The organism is Caproicibacterium sp. BJN0003, assembly GCF_026314295.1.
Taxonomy (GTDB): Bacteria; Bacillota; Clostridia; order Oscillospirales; family Acutalibacteraceae; genus Caproicibacterium.
On record NZ_CP111108.1, the window covers coordinates 1,980,138 to 1,997,365 of the forward strand.

The window sequence follows — 17,228 nt, forward strand, 5'->3', positions numbered from 1 at the left end:
GCCCAGCTTGATCTGCTTCTAGATTTAACGAATCATTAATCTGTATCCATTTTTTGTGATATACTCATATTACAATGAAAAATAAAGTCATTTAGAAGGGTCTGATGATATGAAACTAGCCATTGTCACTGCTCCATGCAAAGTTATTTTGGATAGAGACTGCATGGAGTACTAATCTATCCGGGTAACTTTGCGCCTTTTCATTTTAAATTAAGGAGTAAAGTACCATGAAAAATAAAATTTTGATGCTAGGATTTTCTGAAACGGATATCACGCCATCTAAACCGATAGAAACCATAGGCTTTGGCCGCGCAGATGAGCTGTCCCGCGGCATCCTGCATCCGCTTTCGGCACAGGTAGCCGTATGGCAGCTAGGTGAAGAACGATGCTGTGTCGTTACCATCGATCACATTGGTTTTTCAAAACAGCATGCAAATACTCTGCGGGATGAAATGGCAAAAGTTTTGTGCATTTCCCGCGAAAAAATCATGCTTTGCTTTTCTCACTGCCATTGTGCACCGAATGAAAGCGCTTCACCGGAGTATTACCGCTCCGTATGTGACCGTGTAAAAGATGCTGCCGCCTTAGCCCTACAGGACATGGCTCCCGTAAATGCCGTATGGGGAAATGCTTTTACCAATATCGGGCTAAATCGGCGCAAGGACTGTAATGCACTGGATAGGCGGATCGGAATTCTAAAGATCTGTGATTCCAGAAGTGGTAAGCTAAAGCTTCTGCTGCTTCGTTTGACCGCGCATAATAGTGTACTGAAAGCAGATAACTACCTGATTTCCCCAGATTATTTCGGTACTGTCCGGGATGCTCTGAGGAAAGAATTCGGATGTCCGATCATGGTAACCCAAGGGGCATCTGGAAATATTGCACCGCGATACTTTAAATCTGCTATCAATCCGCCTGATGCTAATGATGAACGCTTTATTCGCTCAGATACAGCACTTGAAGACATGGCAAAAACTGTACTGTACGACATAAAACCCGTTGTCATGTCCCTATGTCCACAAAAAATTGATCAGCTTTCCATGTACTCGCGTCAGATCGAATTGAAAGCTGATGTGCCGTCTTATCCGCGTGCCATGGAAATCGCAGACGAAGCCCAAAAGTATTGCGGCATTGACGGTACGGATTGGCTAAAGCAAGTACAGCATTTGCTCCAAAATGATATTCATCAGCAAACGGAGAAAATCGAAGTGCAATACTTTTCCCTCGGAAACGGCTGTCTATGCGGCGTTGCAAACGAGATCATGGTGGAATTTGCTCTGCGTGTTTCAGAATTTCTCCATAACGATTTCTTTTATTTCGGCGGCTATACAAACGGCTGCACCGGCTATTTCCCGACGGAAGAGGAATTCGACAAGGGCGGCTATGAGGTTTACTGGTCCATGCTGATTTATTATGTGTACCATGGCCGAGTGTTTCCCCTTCGCCGTGATTCGGCATCTGAGCTAATCCGATTTGTTACAGAGAACGCCCCCAATATTTAGCACTTTTTTGCGTAATAAGAAACGAGCAGCCTTTACGGGTTGCTCGTTTTTGTTTCACGCTCTATGCAAACTAAAAAAATTTATAGAACCTGCCAAAATAAGATTTAAAAGCATTATAATAAAAACATAAAAAACAAATGATTGAGTCTCTGTAAAACACCGAATAACGAAGTACTTAAATTTGAATTCTACAAATATAAAGGAGAGATTCCTATGATACTAACCGTTGACGAAGATGCAAATCAGTTTAAAAGCCTAAGTGAATTTAAAAGTTGTATGTCAAGAGGCGGAGATGTGGAATTTGAGTGGAAAGGAATCGACTACACTCTCAGTTCAGTCTGGCCGAACGACAAAATGAAATTTTCGATTGGACCGTGCACTCGCGTAGAAAAAGACTGTACCGTTTACGATACCGTCGATGAGCTTTTAGAATACAAAGTGGGCGGCGACAAACTGCGGGATATTATTACGCAGGCAGAAATTATTGACAGGACATTATAACAAAATCCATACAACCTCATTTTTTTGCATTGGGTAAAATTCTCTTCTTCCTTTTTTCTTATAGAAATAGATGTAGTATCAACTAGATATATGATACTACATCTATTTTTCATATCAATATCTTTTAAATCTCTTGACAAGTATCAAGAATTAAACTATAGTGAACATTGTTCATATAAATAAGTTGGAGTGATGATATGGCAAAAATAATTCCGAATGCCCGTGAGCACATCTTAAGTACAGCAAAGGCTATCATAAACACACAGGGCATTGATGCATTAAACATGCGCAGTGTATCCCATGGCTGTGGGATTGCCCTTGGAACCATTTACAACTACTTTCCAACCAAGGCTGATCTTTTGGTGGAATTGATGGCCTCTTACTGGGACGAGTTTTTGATAAAAGTTGAGGACTTTTTACAGGAGGAGCACGACTTTTACACCGCGTTACGCTGCATTTTTAATTTGCAGTCTCAGTATGTGAACGCTTTCCGAGTTGAGTGGCTTGTCCCATCCTTTTATCAAACCCCCGAAGGTGTTCAGAAGGGTGTTACATTAGAGCAACGTTACTTACAAAGATTTGCACAGCAAATTGAATCTCTTATCTCTAAAGCGCATAAGGCAGGCTATATTTCCCCAAAAAGGAGTGAACAAGATACTGCACAATTTATTCTATTCAATTTGGTATCACTTTCTCGGCAGCATACGATTTCTTACGATTTATTTGAAGATTTTTTAAGAGAACTGCTATAAAACAGGAGGATTTTTTATATTGATTCTGTCAATCATCTGCATGTGTCTGGCGCTCCTCTTTTACTCCGTAGGTGTTTGGGGCGAAAAGATTCAGCATCGACTTAAGGCATGGCATCTCGTTATGTTTTGGGTCGGTTTAGTGTTCGATACAACTGGTACAACTATCATGAGCAAGATAGCAAAAAATGGTTTTGTATTAAATTTTCATGGTATTGTAGGTCTTCTTGCTATTTTACTCATGATTTTTCATGCATTTTGGGCTACTACTGTTCTGAAACGAGGCAACAAGAAAAGCTTACAAAATTTCCACAAGTTTAGCATCATCGTATGGGTCATATGGCTTATCCCTTTCTTCTCCGGCATGATTTTTGCCATGTTGAAATAAAGGGGGCTCACAAAAAACAGGTATTCGACTATTTTGACTCAGTTGTAATGTCTTGCTTATGATTTTATGGCTTAATCCATTTTTTATGGTATACTTAATTAAGATTAATGAACTTGTCTTAAAAGGGTGGAAATATTGGCGAATAATCATATAGAAAAATGTTTGACCAGTGGAAAAATCACATCATCAATGTTGCGTTTTGCAGTTCCCATGATTGTTGGGGATCTATTACAGCAATTATACAACATTGTGGACACATTGATCGTTGGACAATTTGTGGGCAAGAATGCGCTCGCAGCAGTAGGCTCATCGTATACTCTTATGACGTTTTTAACTTCCATCATGATGGGGATGTGTATGGGCAGCGGTACTGTTTTTTCTATTAATTTCGGAAAAAACAATGCAGAGCGCCTCAAAAAAAGTATTTACACCTCTTTTTTATTGATTTTAGCATGTACAGCAGTTCTGAACCTTGCCGTGTTTTTGCTGATTGATCCAATTATGCATTTTCTTCGAATTCCTTTAGAAGTATATACTTTGACAAGAAGTTATCTTTGGATTATTTTTTGGGGAATCGGTGCCACCTTTTTTTACAACTTTTATGCCTCACTTTTACGCTCCATAGGGAATTCTGTTACCCCTCTCGTTTTTCTCGGCATTTCGGCAACTCTAAATATTGGCTTGGATTTACTATTGGTCCTTACTTTTCAATGGGGTGTTGCAGGTGCTGCAATTGCAACTGTAATTTCACAAATTGTATCCGGTGTGGGAATTATGATATATACCCTAATTTTCTATCCGGAATTTCATATCCACAAAAACGAGAAATTTTCAGAACCTGGTCTGCTAAAAGAGATCACTCATTTTTCGTTTATGACTTGTATCCAACAATCCATCATGAACTTTGGAATTTTGATGGTTCAAGGGTTAATTAACAGCTTTGGAGTCATCGTAATGGCAGCATTTGCGGCAGCCGTAAAAATCGATTCTTTTGCTTATATGCCGTTACAAGATTTTGGAAACGCTTTCTCGATCTTTATTGCACAAAACTATGGAGCAAAACAATCAAAACGCATTAAGCAGGGAATTCGAAGTGCATTTATTATAACTGTACTATTTAGTATATCTGTCAGTGCTATTGTCTGTATTTTTGCAAAACCGCTCCTGCTGATTTTTGTACAACCACAAGAAACAAACATTTTATCGATCGGGATGCAGTATTTGTGGATTGAGGGCGCCTGCTATTTTGGTATTGGTTTTCTATTTTTGTTTTATGGACTATATCGGGCACTGCGAAAACCAGGCATGTCGGTCATACTGACAATTATCTCTCTTGGAACTCGTGTTACGCTCGCATACCTATTGTCTGCGATCCCTCAAATTGGGATCATTGGAATATGGGTATCGGTACCCATAGGATGGTTTTTAGCAGATCTCGTTGGAACGTTCTACTATCACAAATTAAAAAGCAGACAACAAAAGGAGCAGAACGTTTTGATAAGCTGATTATTTGTTATGAAACTGGACAAGTTTTAATTGAACCTCAAAAGCGGAGATGTCAAATTGGCATCTCCGCTTTTCTAATATACGCTCCATAACCATAAAAAGTAAAAGTACAGAATCAATCCGAATCATACCGCAAAATCATTCCCCATAAAGGAATTGGAAACTTCCTTTTGCCGATGATAATCCATTTTCCAACAAATCCGCCAAAGCAATTTCCTTATTTTTTAATTGCTGCGGTGTCCATATAAAAATCCCCTGATCGTACAAAAAGCAGTAGACCGATACGATAATCTCAGCTGTTTCCTGCGGCTTATCACAACAAAATAATCTTTCCTTCACTCCTTGCCGAATAATATCTGCTACAATTGGCGAAAGAGACAGCAATATTTTGGCAAGCGATTTTTGATGAATGGCTGCATTCTGTTGTTGATGCAGATAAGCATCCACAGCCGGTGAACTAACTGAGCTGCGATAACTTTGAAACAGTAGTTTGAGTTTTAAAATAGCGTCACCCCTACTCTCATGAACCAGTTCTTCACATTTTTGAATGACTTGTCCGTATTCACGTTCAACTAGTGCATCAAATATTTCATCCTTCGATTGAAAATAATAATAGATACTTCCCTTGCCGATTCCTGCCCTTTTTGCAATATCACTAACAGAACAAGCTGCACCTTTCTCTTTTTCCAGCAGGTCCAGCATCGCATCTAATATAAGGTTCCTTTTATCCATTTCATCACCTTCTAATAATAGTATACCGCAAAAACGGGTTATTGACCAGCGGTCGAAAAAATAGTATAATTCTATTATTCGACCGGTGGTCGAATAATAAGACAAAAGAAAAAGGGATAAATATGGACATCTTTTTATTAGTACTGCTCATCATAACCGTTATAAGTTTTCTGGTTTGCCTAGTTTCAATTGCTCAAATTATCATTCGGCGGCGAAAGAAAAGGCCATCGGATACAGCAACCGCTCGTCTTAAGAAAAGTGCCAGATTTTTTTCAGGCTTAGCCCTATTAACGGCTATCCTTGTCCTGTTAAGTCAGTTTACAGCTCATACGCCGTCAATCATGGATCAACAAGGTAATATGCTGAATGGTAGTATCGCTGAACTCCAGAAAGTTGAGCTAAACGGGCACCAGGAATGGATCAGCATCCGTGGAAAAGACTGCCATAACCCAGTTCTTTTATTTTTAGCTGGTGGCCCGGGAGGGTCGCAGATGGCAGCAACGCGCAATGAACTTTCGGGGCTTGAAGAAAATTTTGTCGTCGTAAACTGGGATCAGCCAGGCAGTGGCAAATCATATTCTGCTGTTCCAAATGATAAAATTACGGCTGATACCTATGTAGACGATGGCCTTGCTCTCACTGATTTTTTGCGTCAACGTTTTGAAACTGAAAAGATCTATCTCATGGGAGAATCTTGGGGTAGCGTGCTTGGGATTCTTCTTGCTAGCACATCTCCGGAAAAATATCATGCATTTATTGGTACCGGTCAAATGGTTGATTTTAAAGAAACCGAAATAACAGATTATAAAAAAGCAATGGAGCTTGCAAAAGCAAACAATGATCAAAAAATCATAAATCAGCTCACTTCTAATGGAATGCCCCCTTATTATGGACAAGATATTACCTGGAAATCGGCTGCATACCTAAATTATTTATCTAACTATATGACAAATAATCCAGAAATTACGAATGGAGGCTATCACACACTTAGAGATATGTTTTCGCCGGAATATAGCATAATCGATTCCGTTAATTACTTGAGAGGAATCATTGATACTTTTAATTCAGTATATCCACAGCTTTATGATATTGATTTGCGAAAAAGCCATACAAAGTTGGATATACCAGCTTATTTTTTCATTGGGAGGCACGACGTCAATGCTCCGATACAACTGACTCAGGAATATTATGACTTATTGGAGGCTCCTAAAAAAGGACTCGTATGGTTTGAGCATTCGGGTCATGATCCATGGATAAACGAAAGTGAACTTTTTGTAAAGCAAACGAATCGGGTCTTTCTTGAGAATCCGTAATTTCATAACCATTATTTTTTAGAAAACCATGCATTTTCGCCTAGCCTTTTTTATTTCATGAATAAGAATAAAATTATTTAAAATCCAACCATATTAAGATTGAGCCATGATGGAAAAATCCACTATGGCTTTTTCTATATTATTAGCGTTAACAAGGAGCACAAATAAAAAGCATTTCTCCTTCATTAACAAAAGATTTATTTTTATAACGATAATTTATTGTATAGATAACGTTATAATATTGTATTTATTAACGGTATGAGATATACTGACCTCATTAGATGGAAGAAGGGTTAAAAATGAAACCGGAAAAAATAAAGATGTCAGATATTGCAAAGGCGCTTAATATCTCTACAATTTCCGTCAGCAGAGCACTCGCTGGTCAAAGTGGAGTCAGCGACGAACTAAGGAATACAATTCTGCTTAAAGCAAGCGAAATGGGTTATCTAAAGTCAAAGGACCCAGCAAATTACAAAATTCTTGTGCTCCACCAAAAGCCATTCATTCAGGATAACAGCAACTACAGCCATATGCTGCAGGGAATTAAAAAAGCTCTGCAGAAGGTTGGCTGCAAATATGATACGGAATTTGCAGATAAAGAATGTCAAACCAACCTTATTCTGCCCAATAAAATCGAGTGGGGTTCCCATTATGACGGCGTACTTTATATTGGAAATTTCGAGCGTTCCTATGTCGATTTTCTTTCACAAAAAATTAGAAACCATGTGTATTACACAGGGGATTCCTTTTCAAACGATTCCGACAGCGTCTGGTACAATTTTAGTCACGGAGCGTATAAACAATGCGAATATCTGGTGCAGAATGGACATAGACGGATTGGATATGCTGGAAATACGAAGAGCTATGCAGGCAAAGAAAAGCTTCTAGGCATCATTTCGAATTTGGAAAAGCATGGCTTGCCCGTCAAAAACGAGTTTTTTATCAGCACAGATGAAATTTTTGAAGAAAAAATATGTGAATTAATCCGCAAGGATGAACATCCTTCCGCAGTCATCTGTCAATGGGATTTTACCGCCATTAAATTGATGCATTATCTGCATGAAAAAGGAATTCAAGTACCCAATGACATTTCGATTGTCGGCAGCGGTAATACAGAGATGACATCGGTTTGTATCCCGGCGCTCACCACATTGGAACTGCATATTGATTATGCCTGCGAAACAGCCGTTGACCTTCTTTTAAAACGGCTCCAAAAGCCAGAAAAGCCGTCTGAACACATCCAAATTGATAATACACTGGTCGAACGTGATTCCGTAAAAGCACTCCGATAACTATTTGCACGCGTCCAATAAGACTAAGGAGATTTTTAATGCAAAAGGATATTTTATTTAAATTTTTTAAAGATCATAAGTTTTCCTATATGATCGGTATCTTTTTCATGCTGTTGTCTTCCTATATTCAAACCCTCTTCCCGAAGGTGCTTGGCAATACCGTTGATATTCTCAAAAGCAGTGATTTTGATCGAAATGCCGTCTACACCAATCTCCGTTATATCCTTCTTATTGCCGCCGGAACCTTTGCAACTACCTATGTCTGGCGCAATCTGGTCATCGGTAATGCACGAAAACTAGAGTGCTATCTGCGCGAAAAGCTGTTTGACCATTTTGAGTCTCTGTCTTCCGAATTTTATAACCACAGGAAAACCGGTGACCTAATTGCTTATGCGATTAATGATATCAACGCTGTTCGAATGACTTTTGGACCAGCTACCTCCATGTCGATCAACGGCATTGTCGTATGTATGATCTCGATTTATTCCATGTCGAATGCCATAAACTGGCAGCTGACTTTGCTTTCCTTGTTACCTGTACCGGTCATGGTCTATGTCATGTACACGATCGGGAAAATGGTCAAAAAACGTTTTCGGCATGTGCAGGAAACATTCTCAGAAATTTCTGACCGCGTGAATGAAAACATCAACGGGATTCGCGTTATTAAAGCTTATGTTCAGGAAGACGGTGAAGTTGCAAGGTTTCAAAGTTTAAACAATCAAATGGTCGAAGCAAATCTGAGCATGGTAAAAGCTTCGGCTTTTTTATCCCCTCTCATCGAACTATGTTTTACAGTTAGCTTTGTGTTCAATCTTATCTGGGGCGGAAATATGGTTTTAAATGGCAATATCTCGCTTGGCGATTTTGTCGCTTTCAACGGCTATCTCGCAATGATTTTGGCACCCGTTCTTTCCATTGGCAGAGTGATTACCATTATCCAGCGAGGCATGGCTTCTTTGAGCAGACTCAATGATATTATGAGCATAAAACCAGATATTAAGGACGAAGGTAAAATTGAAAAAGTCCCACAAAACGCTTCCATTGAGATTTGCAATCTTACTTTTGTCTATCCAAAAGCGGACAAAGCGTCGCTTCATGACATCAGCTTAACTGTACCAAATGGTCGATCGCTCGGCATTATTGGAAAGACAGGTTCCGGAAAAAGTACACTGATCAATTTGCTCTTGAAAATGTATAACGTTCCAAACGGGACAATCTTCTTAGGAGGAGAAGATATCAACGAATTTAAGCTTTCTGCACTTCGTGATGGATTTGGCCTTGTGCCACAGGATAATTTTCTTTTCAATGCTTCTATTGCGGATAACATCCGATTTTTTAAGGATATTTATACTGATGAGCAGATCATACAGGCAGCACGAGACAGTTGTATCTACCAAAATATTATGGATTTGCCAAACGGATTCGAAACGATTTTGGGCGAGCGCGGAGTCAATTTATCAGGCGGACAGAAACAACGAATTTCAATTGCCAGGGCCCTGCTAAAAAATCCGGAAATTCTGATTCTAGATGATGCACTTTCCGCCGTAGATACGGTTACTGAATCGGAAATCCTGTCAAATCTCCGCCGAGTACGGCAAGGAAAAACGACAATTATAATCGCGAGCCGGATTTCAGCCGTCATGGATGCCGATGAAATTATTGTGCTCGATCAAGGTGAAATTTGCGAGAGAGGAACGCATGAGCAGCTGCTCGCTAAAGGAGGCACTTATCATGAAATCTACCAATACCAGTTCGGCAAAAACAGCCCAGCGGATTTCTGTGCCTCATAAAGCCAAAACATTCAAAAGGCTTTTAGCACTCAATCTTCCATATTGGAAGCAAATTCTGCTTGCTTTTGCCTGTGTATTGCTCGTAAACGGTGCTATGCTTGCCAAACCATATATTTTAAAAATTGTCATCGACGATTTCTTAACACAACACATTGAACAACATGGGTTTTATTCTCTCACCGGAATGGGCTCCTTATATTTTATTGTGGTAGCACTCAGCGGCTTTTTTAGTATTGCACAAGTGAATTTGATCAACAAATCCGGGCAGGAAATCATGCGAAATCTACGCAGTCGGGTGTTTAAAACCATTCAGCTTCTTCCTTTACGATACCTTGATCAGGCATCATCCGGAAGCCTGATTACTCGTGCCACCAACGACGTTGAAGCACTAAGTGAACTTTACACTGACGTGCTCATCAGTCTTTTTCAGGATGCTTTTTTAATTCTCGGCATCATTGGTGCGATGTTGGTCATGGATGTTCAACTCACGCTCGTTTCCTTCTGTGTAATCCCCGTGATGTTTACCGTTATTTTTCTGCTTCGAAAAAAGATCAAGGAAAATTTTCGAAAAATTAAAAGTCTGATCGGCCACATCAACGGTTTTATGGCCGAAAATATTTCCGGAATGAAGCTGATTCAAATTTTTCACGGAGAAAAAGAGAAAAAAAGGCAATTTACAAAATTAAACGATGAATACTATAAAGTTACATCGTTTCAAGTTTGGATGAATAGTTTTTTAAAACCGGCCTCACTTGTTTTTCAAAATCTGGCGGTTGCCATTCTTATCTGGTATGGCATGGACAAGATTGCAGGCGGGACGTTGCAAATTGGCGTTCTCTATGCCTTTACAACCTATATCAAACAGTTTTTCGACCCAATTTCCGACCTTGCCGACAATTATACCAATATTCAATCTGCCTTTGTATCGGCAGACCGCATTTTTGAGCTTCTCGACCAAGAAGAAAATCTCGAAAACCTCGACGAAGGTCTTTCCATGGAACATATCGGCGGAGATATTGAATTCAACCATGTCTGGTTTTCGTACAATGATCGGGACTGGGTTTTAAAGGATATCAGCTTTACCATTAAGAAGGGACAAACAGCTGCTTTCGTTGGACAGACAGGCGCTGGCAAGACGACAATCATCAGTCTTGTAAGCGGCTTTTATAAAATTCAGAAGGGCGAAATTTTGATCGATGGAGTCAACATCAATGACATCAAGAAGCGGGATTTAAGAAAAAACATCGCTGTTGTGCTGCAGGATGTATTCTTGTTTTCTGAAACAATCGCAAAAAATATTTCTCTGAACGACAATATCGATATAGTTCAAATTCAAGAAGCCGTTAAGGTTTCGCATGCTGATGATTTTATAAACAGCCTGCCCGGCAAAATGAACGAACCCGTTATGGAACGAGGAAATACGCTTTCCGCAGGCCAGCGGCAGTTGATTTCCTTCGCACGGGCAATTGCCCACGATCCATCGATTATCGTACTCGACGAAGCTACCGCCAATATTGACACAAAAACGGAAGTCCTCATCCAACGTGCCATCGTAGATATTGCCCAAAATCGTACCATGCTAATTATTGCGCACCGACTTTCCACGATACGCGACGCTGACCAAATTATTGTGTTAAAACAGGGCAAAATCGTAGAAGCAGGAGACCATGCTGAACTAATGAAAAAGGCCGGCTATTATAAAAGCATGGTTATGGAAGGAATCAACAAGGGTGATAACCTGATCGATTGACTAAACCTCTTTTCATTTTAATTTAGTTTTTCCTCTTTAATAATATATAGCATCGTCGCGTACATATAGGTAAGAATGAACAGCTGAGTGCACTATGCTGATCCGTAAACCTCTAAAATTTTTCCAACATTTTTTATCATAAACTGTAATTCAATTTGTTAACTTACCATTTTATATTTGGTTCACAATAAAAGTGAGCAATTGAAACTTTCGACAATTTATGCTATTCTTTTTATACTGATAAATGTTGATATAATAGGAAGGAGTGCACAATCGGATGGATCTTTCCATAGAGATCAAACAAAAACAAACACTTACCCCGCAGATGATTGAAACCATGAAAATTCTGCAGATGAATGTACAAGATCTTTCTGAATATCTGGAAAAAGCTGCACTCGAAAACCCAGTTTTTGATATAGAATCTTCTGAAAACACACCGCCGGATTCTCAGGAACAAGAAATTCAAAAAAAAATAGAATGGCTGGATCGTACCTCCCCAATTAAAAATTCATACAAAGAGAAAAGCAGTTGGGAACCATCTAATCCATTCGCAGAAGAGCGAAAATTTCAAAATAGTGAAAACGATTTTCCGCGGGATCTTTTTTTTCAGCTGCGTCTTTCCGATTATTCAAAGCCGATAGCGCACGGAATCAAAGAAATTATATTGAATCTGGCTCCTAATGGATATCTGGATGAACCGATCGAACAAGTTGCCAAACGGATCGGAATTTCGAAAGCGGAAATTGATCAGGCTTTAAAAGTCGTTCAATCTCTGGAACCTGCCGGAATTGGCGCACGATCTCTCTCAGAATGTTTGTGTCTGCAATTAAAGCGCCAAAAAAAAGGTGGACTGCCATTGCTGATTGCTGAGCATTATTTAAAAGAAGTTGGCGAGGGACATTTCCACCGCATTATGAAAGAAACACACGCTTCTCCCACCCAAATTCAGGAAGCCTGTTCTATTATTCGTTCCTTAAATCCAAAGCCCTGTTCTAATTATGGGCAGGAAGAAGAAACGCAGTATATTACCCCCGACCTCTTTGTGCTTTGCCAAGATGATAAATTAAGAGTATCTCTCAATGACAACCGCCTACCCTCTCTGCACATCAGCGGTTACTATCAAAAGCTTCTGCAAAAAACAGATGATTCACAGGTAAAATCCTATCTTTCCGGAAAATTCAAGCAGGCACAGTGGCTTGTCCAAAGTATTTCTCAACGTCGGGAAACACTGCTTTCCTGCACCTCTTGTCTCGTACAGGAACAGCAGGATTTTTTTCTCAAAGGCAGCTATCTCAAACCTTTGTCTTTACAGGACATCTCTCAGAAACTCGGAATTCATGAATCAACTGTAAGTCGTGCAATCAAAGGAAAATATCTTCAATGCGATCGTGGAACATATCCCTTATCTTACTTTTTCTCCCATCGATTAAAAGGAGCGGAACAGGAGCAAGATACCTCTTCGGCACAAGCAAAAGCGCTTTTAAAAAAGCTAATTCAAGAGGAAGATAAGAAGAAGCCGCTCTCCGACCAAAAACTATCCCAACTCCTTGGAGCACAAAAAATTACATTATCCAGAAGAACGGTCGCAAAATATCGAGAAGAATTAGAGATTCTTCCCGCTTCCGGCCGCCGAAGATATTAAAAAGACACGGAAGGTATTTAAATACCTTCCGTGTCTTTTTATTTTTCTTTGTGATTATTGCGGGATGGAATTTCATATTCACGAATCTTATATTGCAAATATCTGCGTGAGATTCCCAAATACTCGGCTGCTTTTTCCCGACGGTTTTGGCATGCCGCAAGTGCTTCCAATATCTTTTCTTTGCTTGAACCACCCACTTGCTTTTTTGGTTTTATCTCTTTTTCCGGTTGTATCATGATCGGAACCGCCGGCGCTGTTCTTAAAATCCCATGTGGAATACTGCTAATTTCCCTTGTAGCGCAGGGAGTCATTACAACCATCCGCTCCACAAAATTACGAATTTCACGAACATTCCCCGGCCATTGGTACTGACAAACTTCCTCCAGCACTTCATCAGAAAAACTCTTCTGTAAATTATATTTCTGACAAAAATAATGAAGAAAATGGAGGCAAAGCGGTACGATATCTTCTTTTCTGTTGCGAACGGGCGGAATGATCAACGGAATCACATGAATTCGATAATAAAGATCCTCTCGAAAAGTACCGTTATGCACCATTTCCGAAAGGTTTCCATTTGTTGCAGCAATCAATCGAAAATCAACTTTCTTGGACTTAATTGCTCCAATTCTCTGGATGCTCTTTTCTTCGATCATACGAAGAACTTTTCCCTGAATACTCATCGGCAAAGAATTGATTTCGTCTAGAAAAAGGGTACCGCCGTCGGCCGCCTCTACCAATCCAGTTTTTCCTTCTCGATTCGCCCCCGTAAAGCTGCCCTTTTCATAACCAAACAGCTCTGCTTCAATCAAATTCTCCGGGAAAGCCGCACAGTTTACCGCAATCAACGGTTTATCTTTGCGTTTACTGTGCTCATGAATATAATGTGCAATCACTTCTTTGCCGCTGCCTGACTCTCCATAGAGCAGTACCGTAGAATCCAGCGGCGCTACACTGTCTGCAACGGAAAGCAGCTGCTGAAACTCCGGACTTTTTGCCACAATACAAGTTTTTTCGGTTGTTTTTGGTTTCAGGGTCGTATCATTCAAAATTTTATTTTGTTCCCAAAGGGTATGATGCAAATTCTCAAAATCCTGCACGTCCTGCATCAGCATAACCACATATTTAATATTTCCATGTCCATCAAAGATCGGGGTCCCCGTTACAATTCGCACTCGAGTAGCTCCGTCTACTTTCTGAAAGTCCTGATAATACTGAAGGCGGCTAACTCTTCTCTTATACCGGCAGACGAGGTCAAAAACGCAAACATCGATCACTTTTGTAAAGTCATGAACATTCATTTTTAGATATTCTCGTCTCGGAATATTTCTCCAGTTTACCATCATCGTATTCATAAAAATAAAATTGCCTACAGAATCATAAATTGCAATTCCAGCATCAATATTATCCAATACTTCGGTCAACGACAGTTGCTCAAAAAGGCTTCCAAAAGAAAAAGATTCCTGCAAATTATTCCACCTCCTGAGCGCTTAATTTGTTATTATCTTATCATAAAAATGAGCCATATGAAAGAGTTAAATCAGCTATTTTTCATAAAACAGCAATTATCCGAACTCGATATGTTCCTTTTAACAGAAACTACCAAATTCGGATAACTTGTTGTCTTTTATAAAAGTAAAATTTTGTCAGATCATTTCACTAAATGTCTGAATTCTAGTGCGAATCTGCTCATAGCTGGTATTTTGCTGATCAATTTCGATTGTCAGATAAGGATACCCTGCTTCCCTCAAGTCGGCTTCAAAATACGGCTGATCATATTCCTCAGGATCGCAAAACTTCATCATACAAGTGACGACTCCCCCTGCCCCATTTTCCTTGCAAAGATTTACCAGCATTTTGCCGCGCGGTTTGTTGTCTTCATAAATCAGACTGCATCCGTGACGGCCATTCCACTGCAAAGCCAGGCGTTTTAATCCACCGCCGCCTTTTTCCGGTGTATCCGTACGGTACTGCCGCATTTCCTGTGCAAGATCATCGCCGACAACTGCGATGTGATTTTCCGTAAAGATGTCAAGCAGTTCATCCGGTTCGCAGGTAATTCCCGTAAGGATCACTTTTTTTCCGGTAAACTGATAAACAGGCAGTCTTTTAAGTTCTTCTACAATCTCACGGACAATCGCAGTATGCTCGCTCTTCTCATAGAAGAAGGCACTCTTCATCACTGCATGGCGCACTTTCGGTGTCACAATATCCAAATGGTCATTTGCAACCTTTGCAAATTCACGCATCACAGCATTATGCTCATTATAAATTGCGATCGTCTCTGCAAGCGCTTTTTCGTTCATCATTTTTCCGGTGATGGTCATAAGCATCGTCAATACGTTTTCATACTCGCTGATCAAATACTCAACACTGGCCGGTGATTTCCGATTCTGAGGATAAACAATCGGGATCATTGGAATAGAAGGAACTCCGAAACGCCAGTTCTGCGTCATGCAGCGAAAAGTATCACACAAAACCGGGATAATCACTGCAGAAAGTCCCTGATAGGCGCCGGAAAGTCCCAACTCCATATTGGACTGCATAATCGGGCAAGCAAACGGCGGCAAATAGCTCTTTGCCAGCTTTAATTGTGTCTGGCCGCCCCAAAGTCCTATCGGAATCATGCCGGAAGCATGAATCAGTTCTTCTGGTGTATAAACTGGGAAACAACCAACGACCTTTTTCCCCTGTTTCAGATAATAATCAAGGCGTGCGCGGGGATTTTTACAAGCCTCCTGCAAGAAAGCAATATTGCTCTTTAAATCAGCCATTCACTTTTGCCTCCTTATTTTGTTTCATAACTTCCACAAGCCCTTGAATACGCGTTTCGAATTGGGCTTCACTATAATTTCGATAGTCTGCCTGATCTCCGTCAAAAGAAGTGAATGGGATTCCCGCCTGTGCGGAAATTTGGCGCTGAACCTCCATCATCTGACAATCCATAACCTTGCAGCTACGGTTCACATGATAAATAGTGCCTTCGCAGTCAAATTTCTTGAGTGCTTCCATCCGGCGGGCAATCATAGTCGTCGCATTATCGCCGTTCGTTGAAGCAAAGCAGTAGGCACGAGCCATCCCGTCAAGGTCTTCGTATTCGATCGCCCATGCTTTTCCGTAACTAGAAGCCACCATATTGATTCCGTACTGCTTGAGCGTATGCAGGTTGTGACGCAAATAAGGCCAGCAGGCAATTCCATCCCAAGAAATACGATATTCTTCCTTCACAGGATAAGTAGAGTTTCCTTCCTTAATATGTTCTTCAATTTCCTTATTGAGCTGTTCCAGAACCGCTGTAGAAGAGGTCTTACCACGGTTACAAACCATTGCGGACATGTAGTTGAAAAGCTCAAAGCCGCTCAGCGGTGCCGGCTTACGATCCATGAGATTGTTTGCACGCTCCCAAAGATAACTGTTTCTCTGAGAAATCTTCATGACCTCTTTAAAGCGCTCATCATCCCATGTCTTTCCGGTAAAGGCACAAAGATCCTTAATCAGCTGATCAATCTGCGCACGCACATAGCGCACACGGGTCTCGGTTACATAATCATAGGGATTATAACAAGTATCAATAAAGAAAATCGGAATGTTCATCTGATAAGCAAGATTTTCATACCACTTTGTCAGCTGATTGCAGATATTATTTGTCAAAAGCAGAAAATCCGGTTTTACCATTTTTCCACCATCCGGAAGTTCCACTTCGCTCTCATGATTAAGGACAGAAGCATAAGCGAGATTTACTTTTGCATAGGCACAAAGGTCATTGGAATACCCCAAAGGGCCTTCACATTCCTGCAAAAACGGGTCCGCCTGATGACGGGCAGCAATTCCTGCCGAATGATTTTCTGGATAAAGAACATTTAATCCCAGTGTTTCTGCAATTTCCTGTGGAAAAATAGAAGCAGACCATCCAACCTTTTCCCCGCGCTCTTTTGCAAGTCTAGCGTTTTCAAATAACGCCGTTGTCTGCTCATTCAGCATCTGCATTGATTTTGGTTTTGGACGTTTGGGCTTTTGGGCGGGAGCTGCCGCTGCATTCACCTGAGTCGTTCCATTTTCAATCATA

Annotated in this window: 14 protein-coding genes; 10 read left to right on the forward strand and 4 right to left on the reverse strand. The window is 40.4% G+C overall.

Annotated elements, in window-relative coordinates:
- Window positions 1–227: 227 nt before the first annotated feature.
- The 5 genes from OP489_RS09900 (at window position 228) to OP489_RS09920 (ending at window position 4,646) form a co-directional block, all read left to right on the forward strand.
- Window positions 228–1,502, forward strand: coding sequence for an alkaline ceramidase (locus OP489_RS09900; RefSeq protein ID WP_266161825.1), 1,275 nt, complete (start codon window positions 228–230; stop codon window positions 1,500–1,502).
- Window positions 1,503–1,715: 213 nt separating this feature from the next.
- Window positions 1,716–2,003 (forward strand): hypothetical protein, encoded by a 288-nt coding sequence (locus OP489_RS09905; RefSeq protein ID WP_266161826.1) that lies wholly within the window; start codon window positions 1,716–1,718, stop codon window positions 2,001–2,003.
- 197 nt (window positions 2,004–2,200) lie between these two features.
- Entirely contained in the window at window positions 2,201–2,755 is a 555-nt protein-coding gene (locus tag OP489_RS09910; protein WP_266161827.1) for a TetR/AcrR family transcriptional regulator, read from the forward strand.
- A 16-nt stretch (window positions 2,756–2,771) separates the two neighbouring features.
- The gene (locus OP489_RS09915) at window positions 2,772–3,140 is read left to right on the forward strand and encodes an HsmA family protein (protein WP_266163524.1); all 369 of its coding nucleotides are present in this window, start codon (window positions 2,772–2,774) and stop codon (window positions 3,138–3,140) included.
- A 189-nt stretch (window positions 3,141–3,329) separates the two neighbouring features.
- Window positions 3,330–4,646, forward strand: coding sequence for an MATE family efflux transporter (locus OP489_RS09920; RefSeq protein WP_416232477.1), 1,317 nt, complete (start codon window positions 3,330–3,332; stop codon window positions 4,644–4,646).
- Window positions 4,647–4,784: 138 nt separating this feature from the next.
- Here OP489_RS09920 and OP489_RS09925 read toward each other — a convergent pair whose 3' ends face one another.
- A complete protein-coding gene (locus tag OP489_RS09925) occupies window positions 4,785–5,378 on the reverse strand; it encodes a TetR/AcrR family transcriptional regulator (protein ID WP_266161828.1) in 594 nt (197 codons plus the stop codon).
- A 122-nt stretch (window positions 5,379–5,500) separates the two neighbouring features.
- Here OP489_RS09925 and OP489_RS09930 point away from each other — a divergent pair, with 122 nt between their 5' ends.
- The 5 genes from OP489_RS09930 (at window position 5,501) to rpoN (ending at window position 13,165) form a co-directional block, all read left to right on the forward strand.
- The gene (locus OP489_RS09930) at window positions 5,501–6,691 is read left to right on the forward strand and encodes an alpha/beta fold hydrolase (RefSeq protein WP_266161829.1); all 1,191 of its coding nucleotides are present in this window, start codon (window positions 5,501–5,503) and stop codon (window positions 6,689–6,691) included.
- Between the two features lie 299 nt (window positions 6,692–6,990).
- On the forward strand, window positions 6,991–7,983 hold the full coding sequence (locus tag OP489_RS09935) for a LacI family DNA-binding transcriptional regulator (RefSeq protein WP_266161831.1): 993 nt from the start codon (window positions 6,991–6,993) through the stop codon (window positions 7,981–7,983).
- Window positions 7,984–8,021: 38 nt separating this feature from the next.
- A complete protein-coding gene (locus OP489_RS09940) occupies window positions 8,022–9,773 on the forward strand; it encodes an ABC transporter ATP-binding protein (protein ID WP_266161834.1) in 1,752 nt (583 codons plus the stop codon).
- A complete protein-coding gene (locus OP489_RS09945; protein ID WP_266161835.1) occupies window positions 9,715–11,523 on the forward strand; it encodes an ABC transporter ATP-binding protein in 1,809 nt (602 codons plus the stop codon). The genes OP489_RS09940 and OP489_RS09945 overlap by 59 nt, the downstream gene beginning before the upstream one ends.
- Before the next feature lie 277 nt (window positions 11,524–11,800).
- Window positions 11,801–13,165, forward strand: a complete 1,365-nt coding sequence (gene rpoN / locus OP489_RS09950; protein WP_266161836.1) for an RNA polymerase factor sigma-54 — start codon at window positions 11,801–11,803, stop codon at window positions 13,163–13,165.
- 38 nt (window positions 13,166–13,203) lie between these two features.
- On the opposite strand, the gene OP489_RS09955 is transcribed toward rpoN, so the two are convergent.
- The 3 genes from OP489_RS09955 to OP489_RS09965 all read right to left on the reverse strand — a co-directional run bounded on the left by OP489_RS09955 (window position 13,204) and on the right by OP489_RS09965 (window position 17,227).
- Window positions 13,204–14,631: a sigma-54 interaction domain-containing protein gene (locus OP489_RS09955; protein ID WP_266161837.1), complete on the reverse strand. Its 1,428-nt coding sequence runs from the start codon at window positions 14,629–14,631 to the stop codon at window positions 13,204–13,206.
- A gap of 177 nt (window positions 14,632–14,808) precedes the next feature.
- Window positions 14,809–15,936 (reverse strand): 2-hydroxyacyl-CoA dehydratase subunit D, encoded by a 1,128-nt coding sequence (locus OP489_RS09960; protein WP_266161838.1) that lies wholly within the window; start codon window positions 15,934–15,936, stop codon window positions 14,809–14,811.
- Window positions 15,929–17,227 carry a 2-hydroxyacyl-CoA dehydratase subunit D gene (locus OP489_RS09965; RefSeq protein ID WP_266161839.1) on the reverse strand — a complete coding sequence of 433 codons (1,299 nt, stop codon included), beginning with the start codon at window positions 17,225–17,227 and terminating at the stop codon, window positions 15,929–15,931. The genes OP489_RS09960 and OP489_RS09965 overlap by 8 nt, the downstream gene beginning before the upstream one ends.
- Window position 17,228 lies beyond the last annotated feature (1 nt).

Coding starts and splice junctions, on each gene's coding strand:
- OP489_RS09930 (WP_266161829.1), top strand. CDS start 5,501: ATGGACATCTTTTTATTAGTACTGCTCATCATAACCGTTATAAGTTTT.
- OP489_RS09965 (WP_266161839.1), bottom strand. CDS start 17,227: ATGATTGAAAATGGAACGACTCAGGTGAATGCAGCGGCAGCTCCCGCC.
- OP489_RS09905 (WP_266161826.1), top strand. CDS start 1,716: ATGATACTAACCGTTGACGAAGATGCAAATCAGTTTAAAAGCCTAAGT.
- OP489_RS09940 (WP_266161834.1), top strand. CDS start 8,022: ATGCAAAAGGATATTTTATTTAAATTTTTTAAAGATCATAAGTTTTCC.
- rpoN (WP_266161836.1), top strand. CDS start 11,801: ATGGATCTTTCCATAGAGATCAAACAAAAACAAACACTTACCCCGCAG.
- OP489_RS09910 (WP_266161827.1), top strand. CDS start 2,201: ATGGCAAAAATAATTCCGAATGCCCGTGAGCACATCTTAAGTACAGCA.
- OP489_RS09945 (WP_266161835.1), top strand. CDS start 9,715: ATGAAATCTACCAATACCAGTTCGGCAAAAACAGCCCAGCGGATTTCT.
- OP489_RS09900 (WP_266161825.1), top strand. CDS start 228: ATGAAAAATAAAATTTTGATGCTAGGATTTTCTGAAACGGATATCACG.
- OP489_RS09925 (WP_266161828.1), bottom strand. CDS start 5,378: ATGGATAAAAGGAACCTTATATTAGATGCGATGCTGGACCTGCTGGAA.
- OP489_RS09920 (WP_416232477.1), top strand. CDS start 3,330: ATGTTGCGTTTTGCAGTTCCCATGATTGTTGGGGATCTATTACAGCAA.
- OP489_RS09960 (WP_266161838.1), bottom strand. CDS start 15,936: ATGGCTGATTTAAAGAGCAATATTGCTTTCTTGCAGGAGGCTTGTAAA.
- OP489_RS09935 (WP_266161831.1), top strand. CDS start 6,991: ATGAAACCGGAAAAAATAAAGATGTCAGATATTGCAAAGGCGCTTAAT.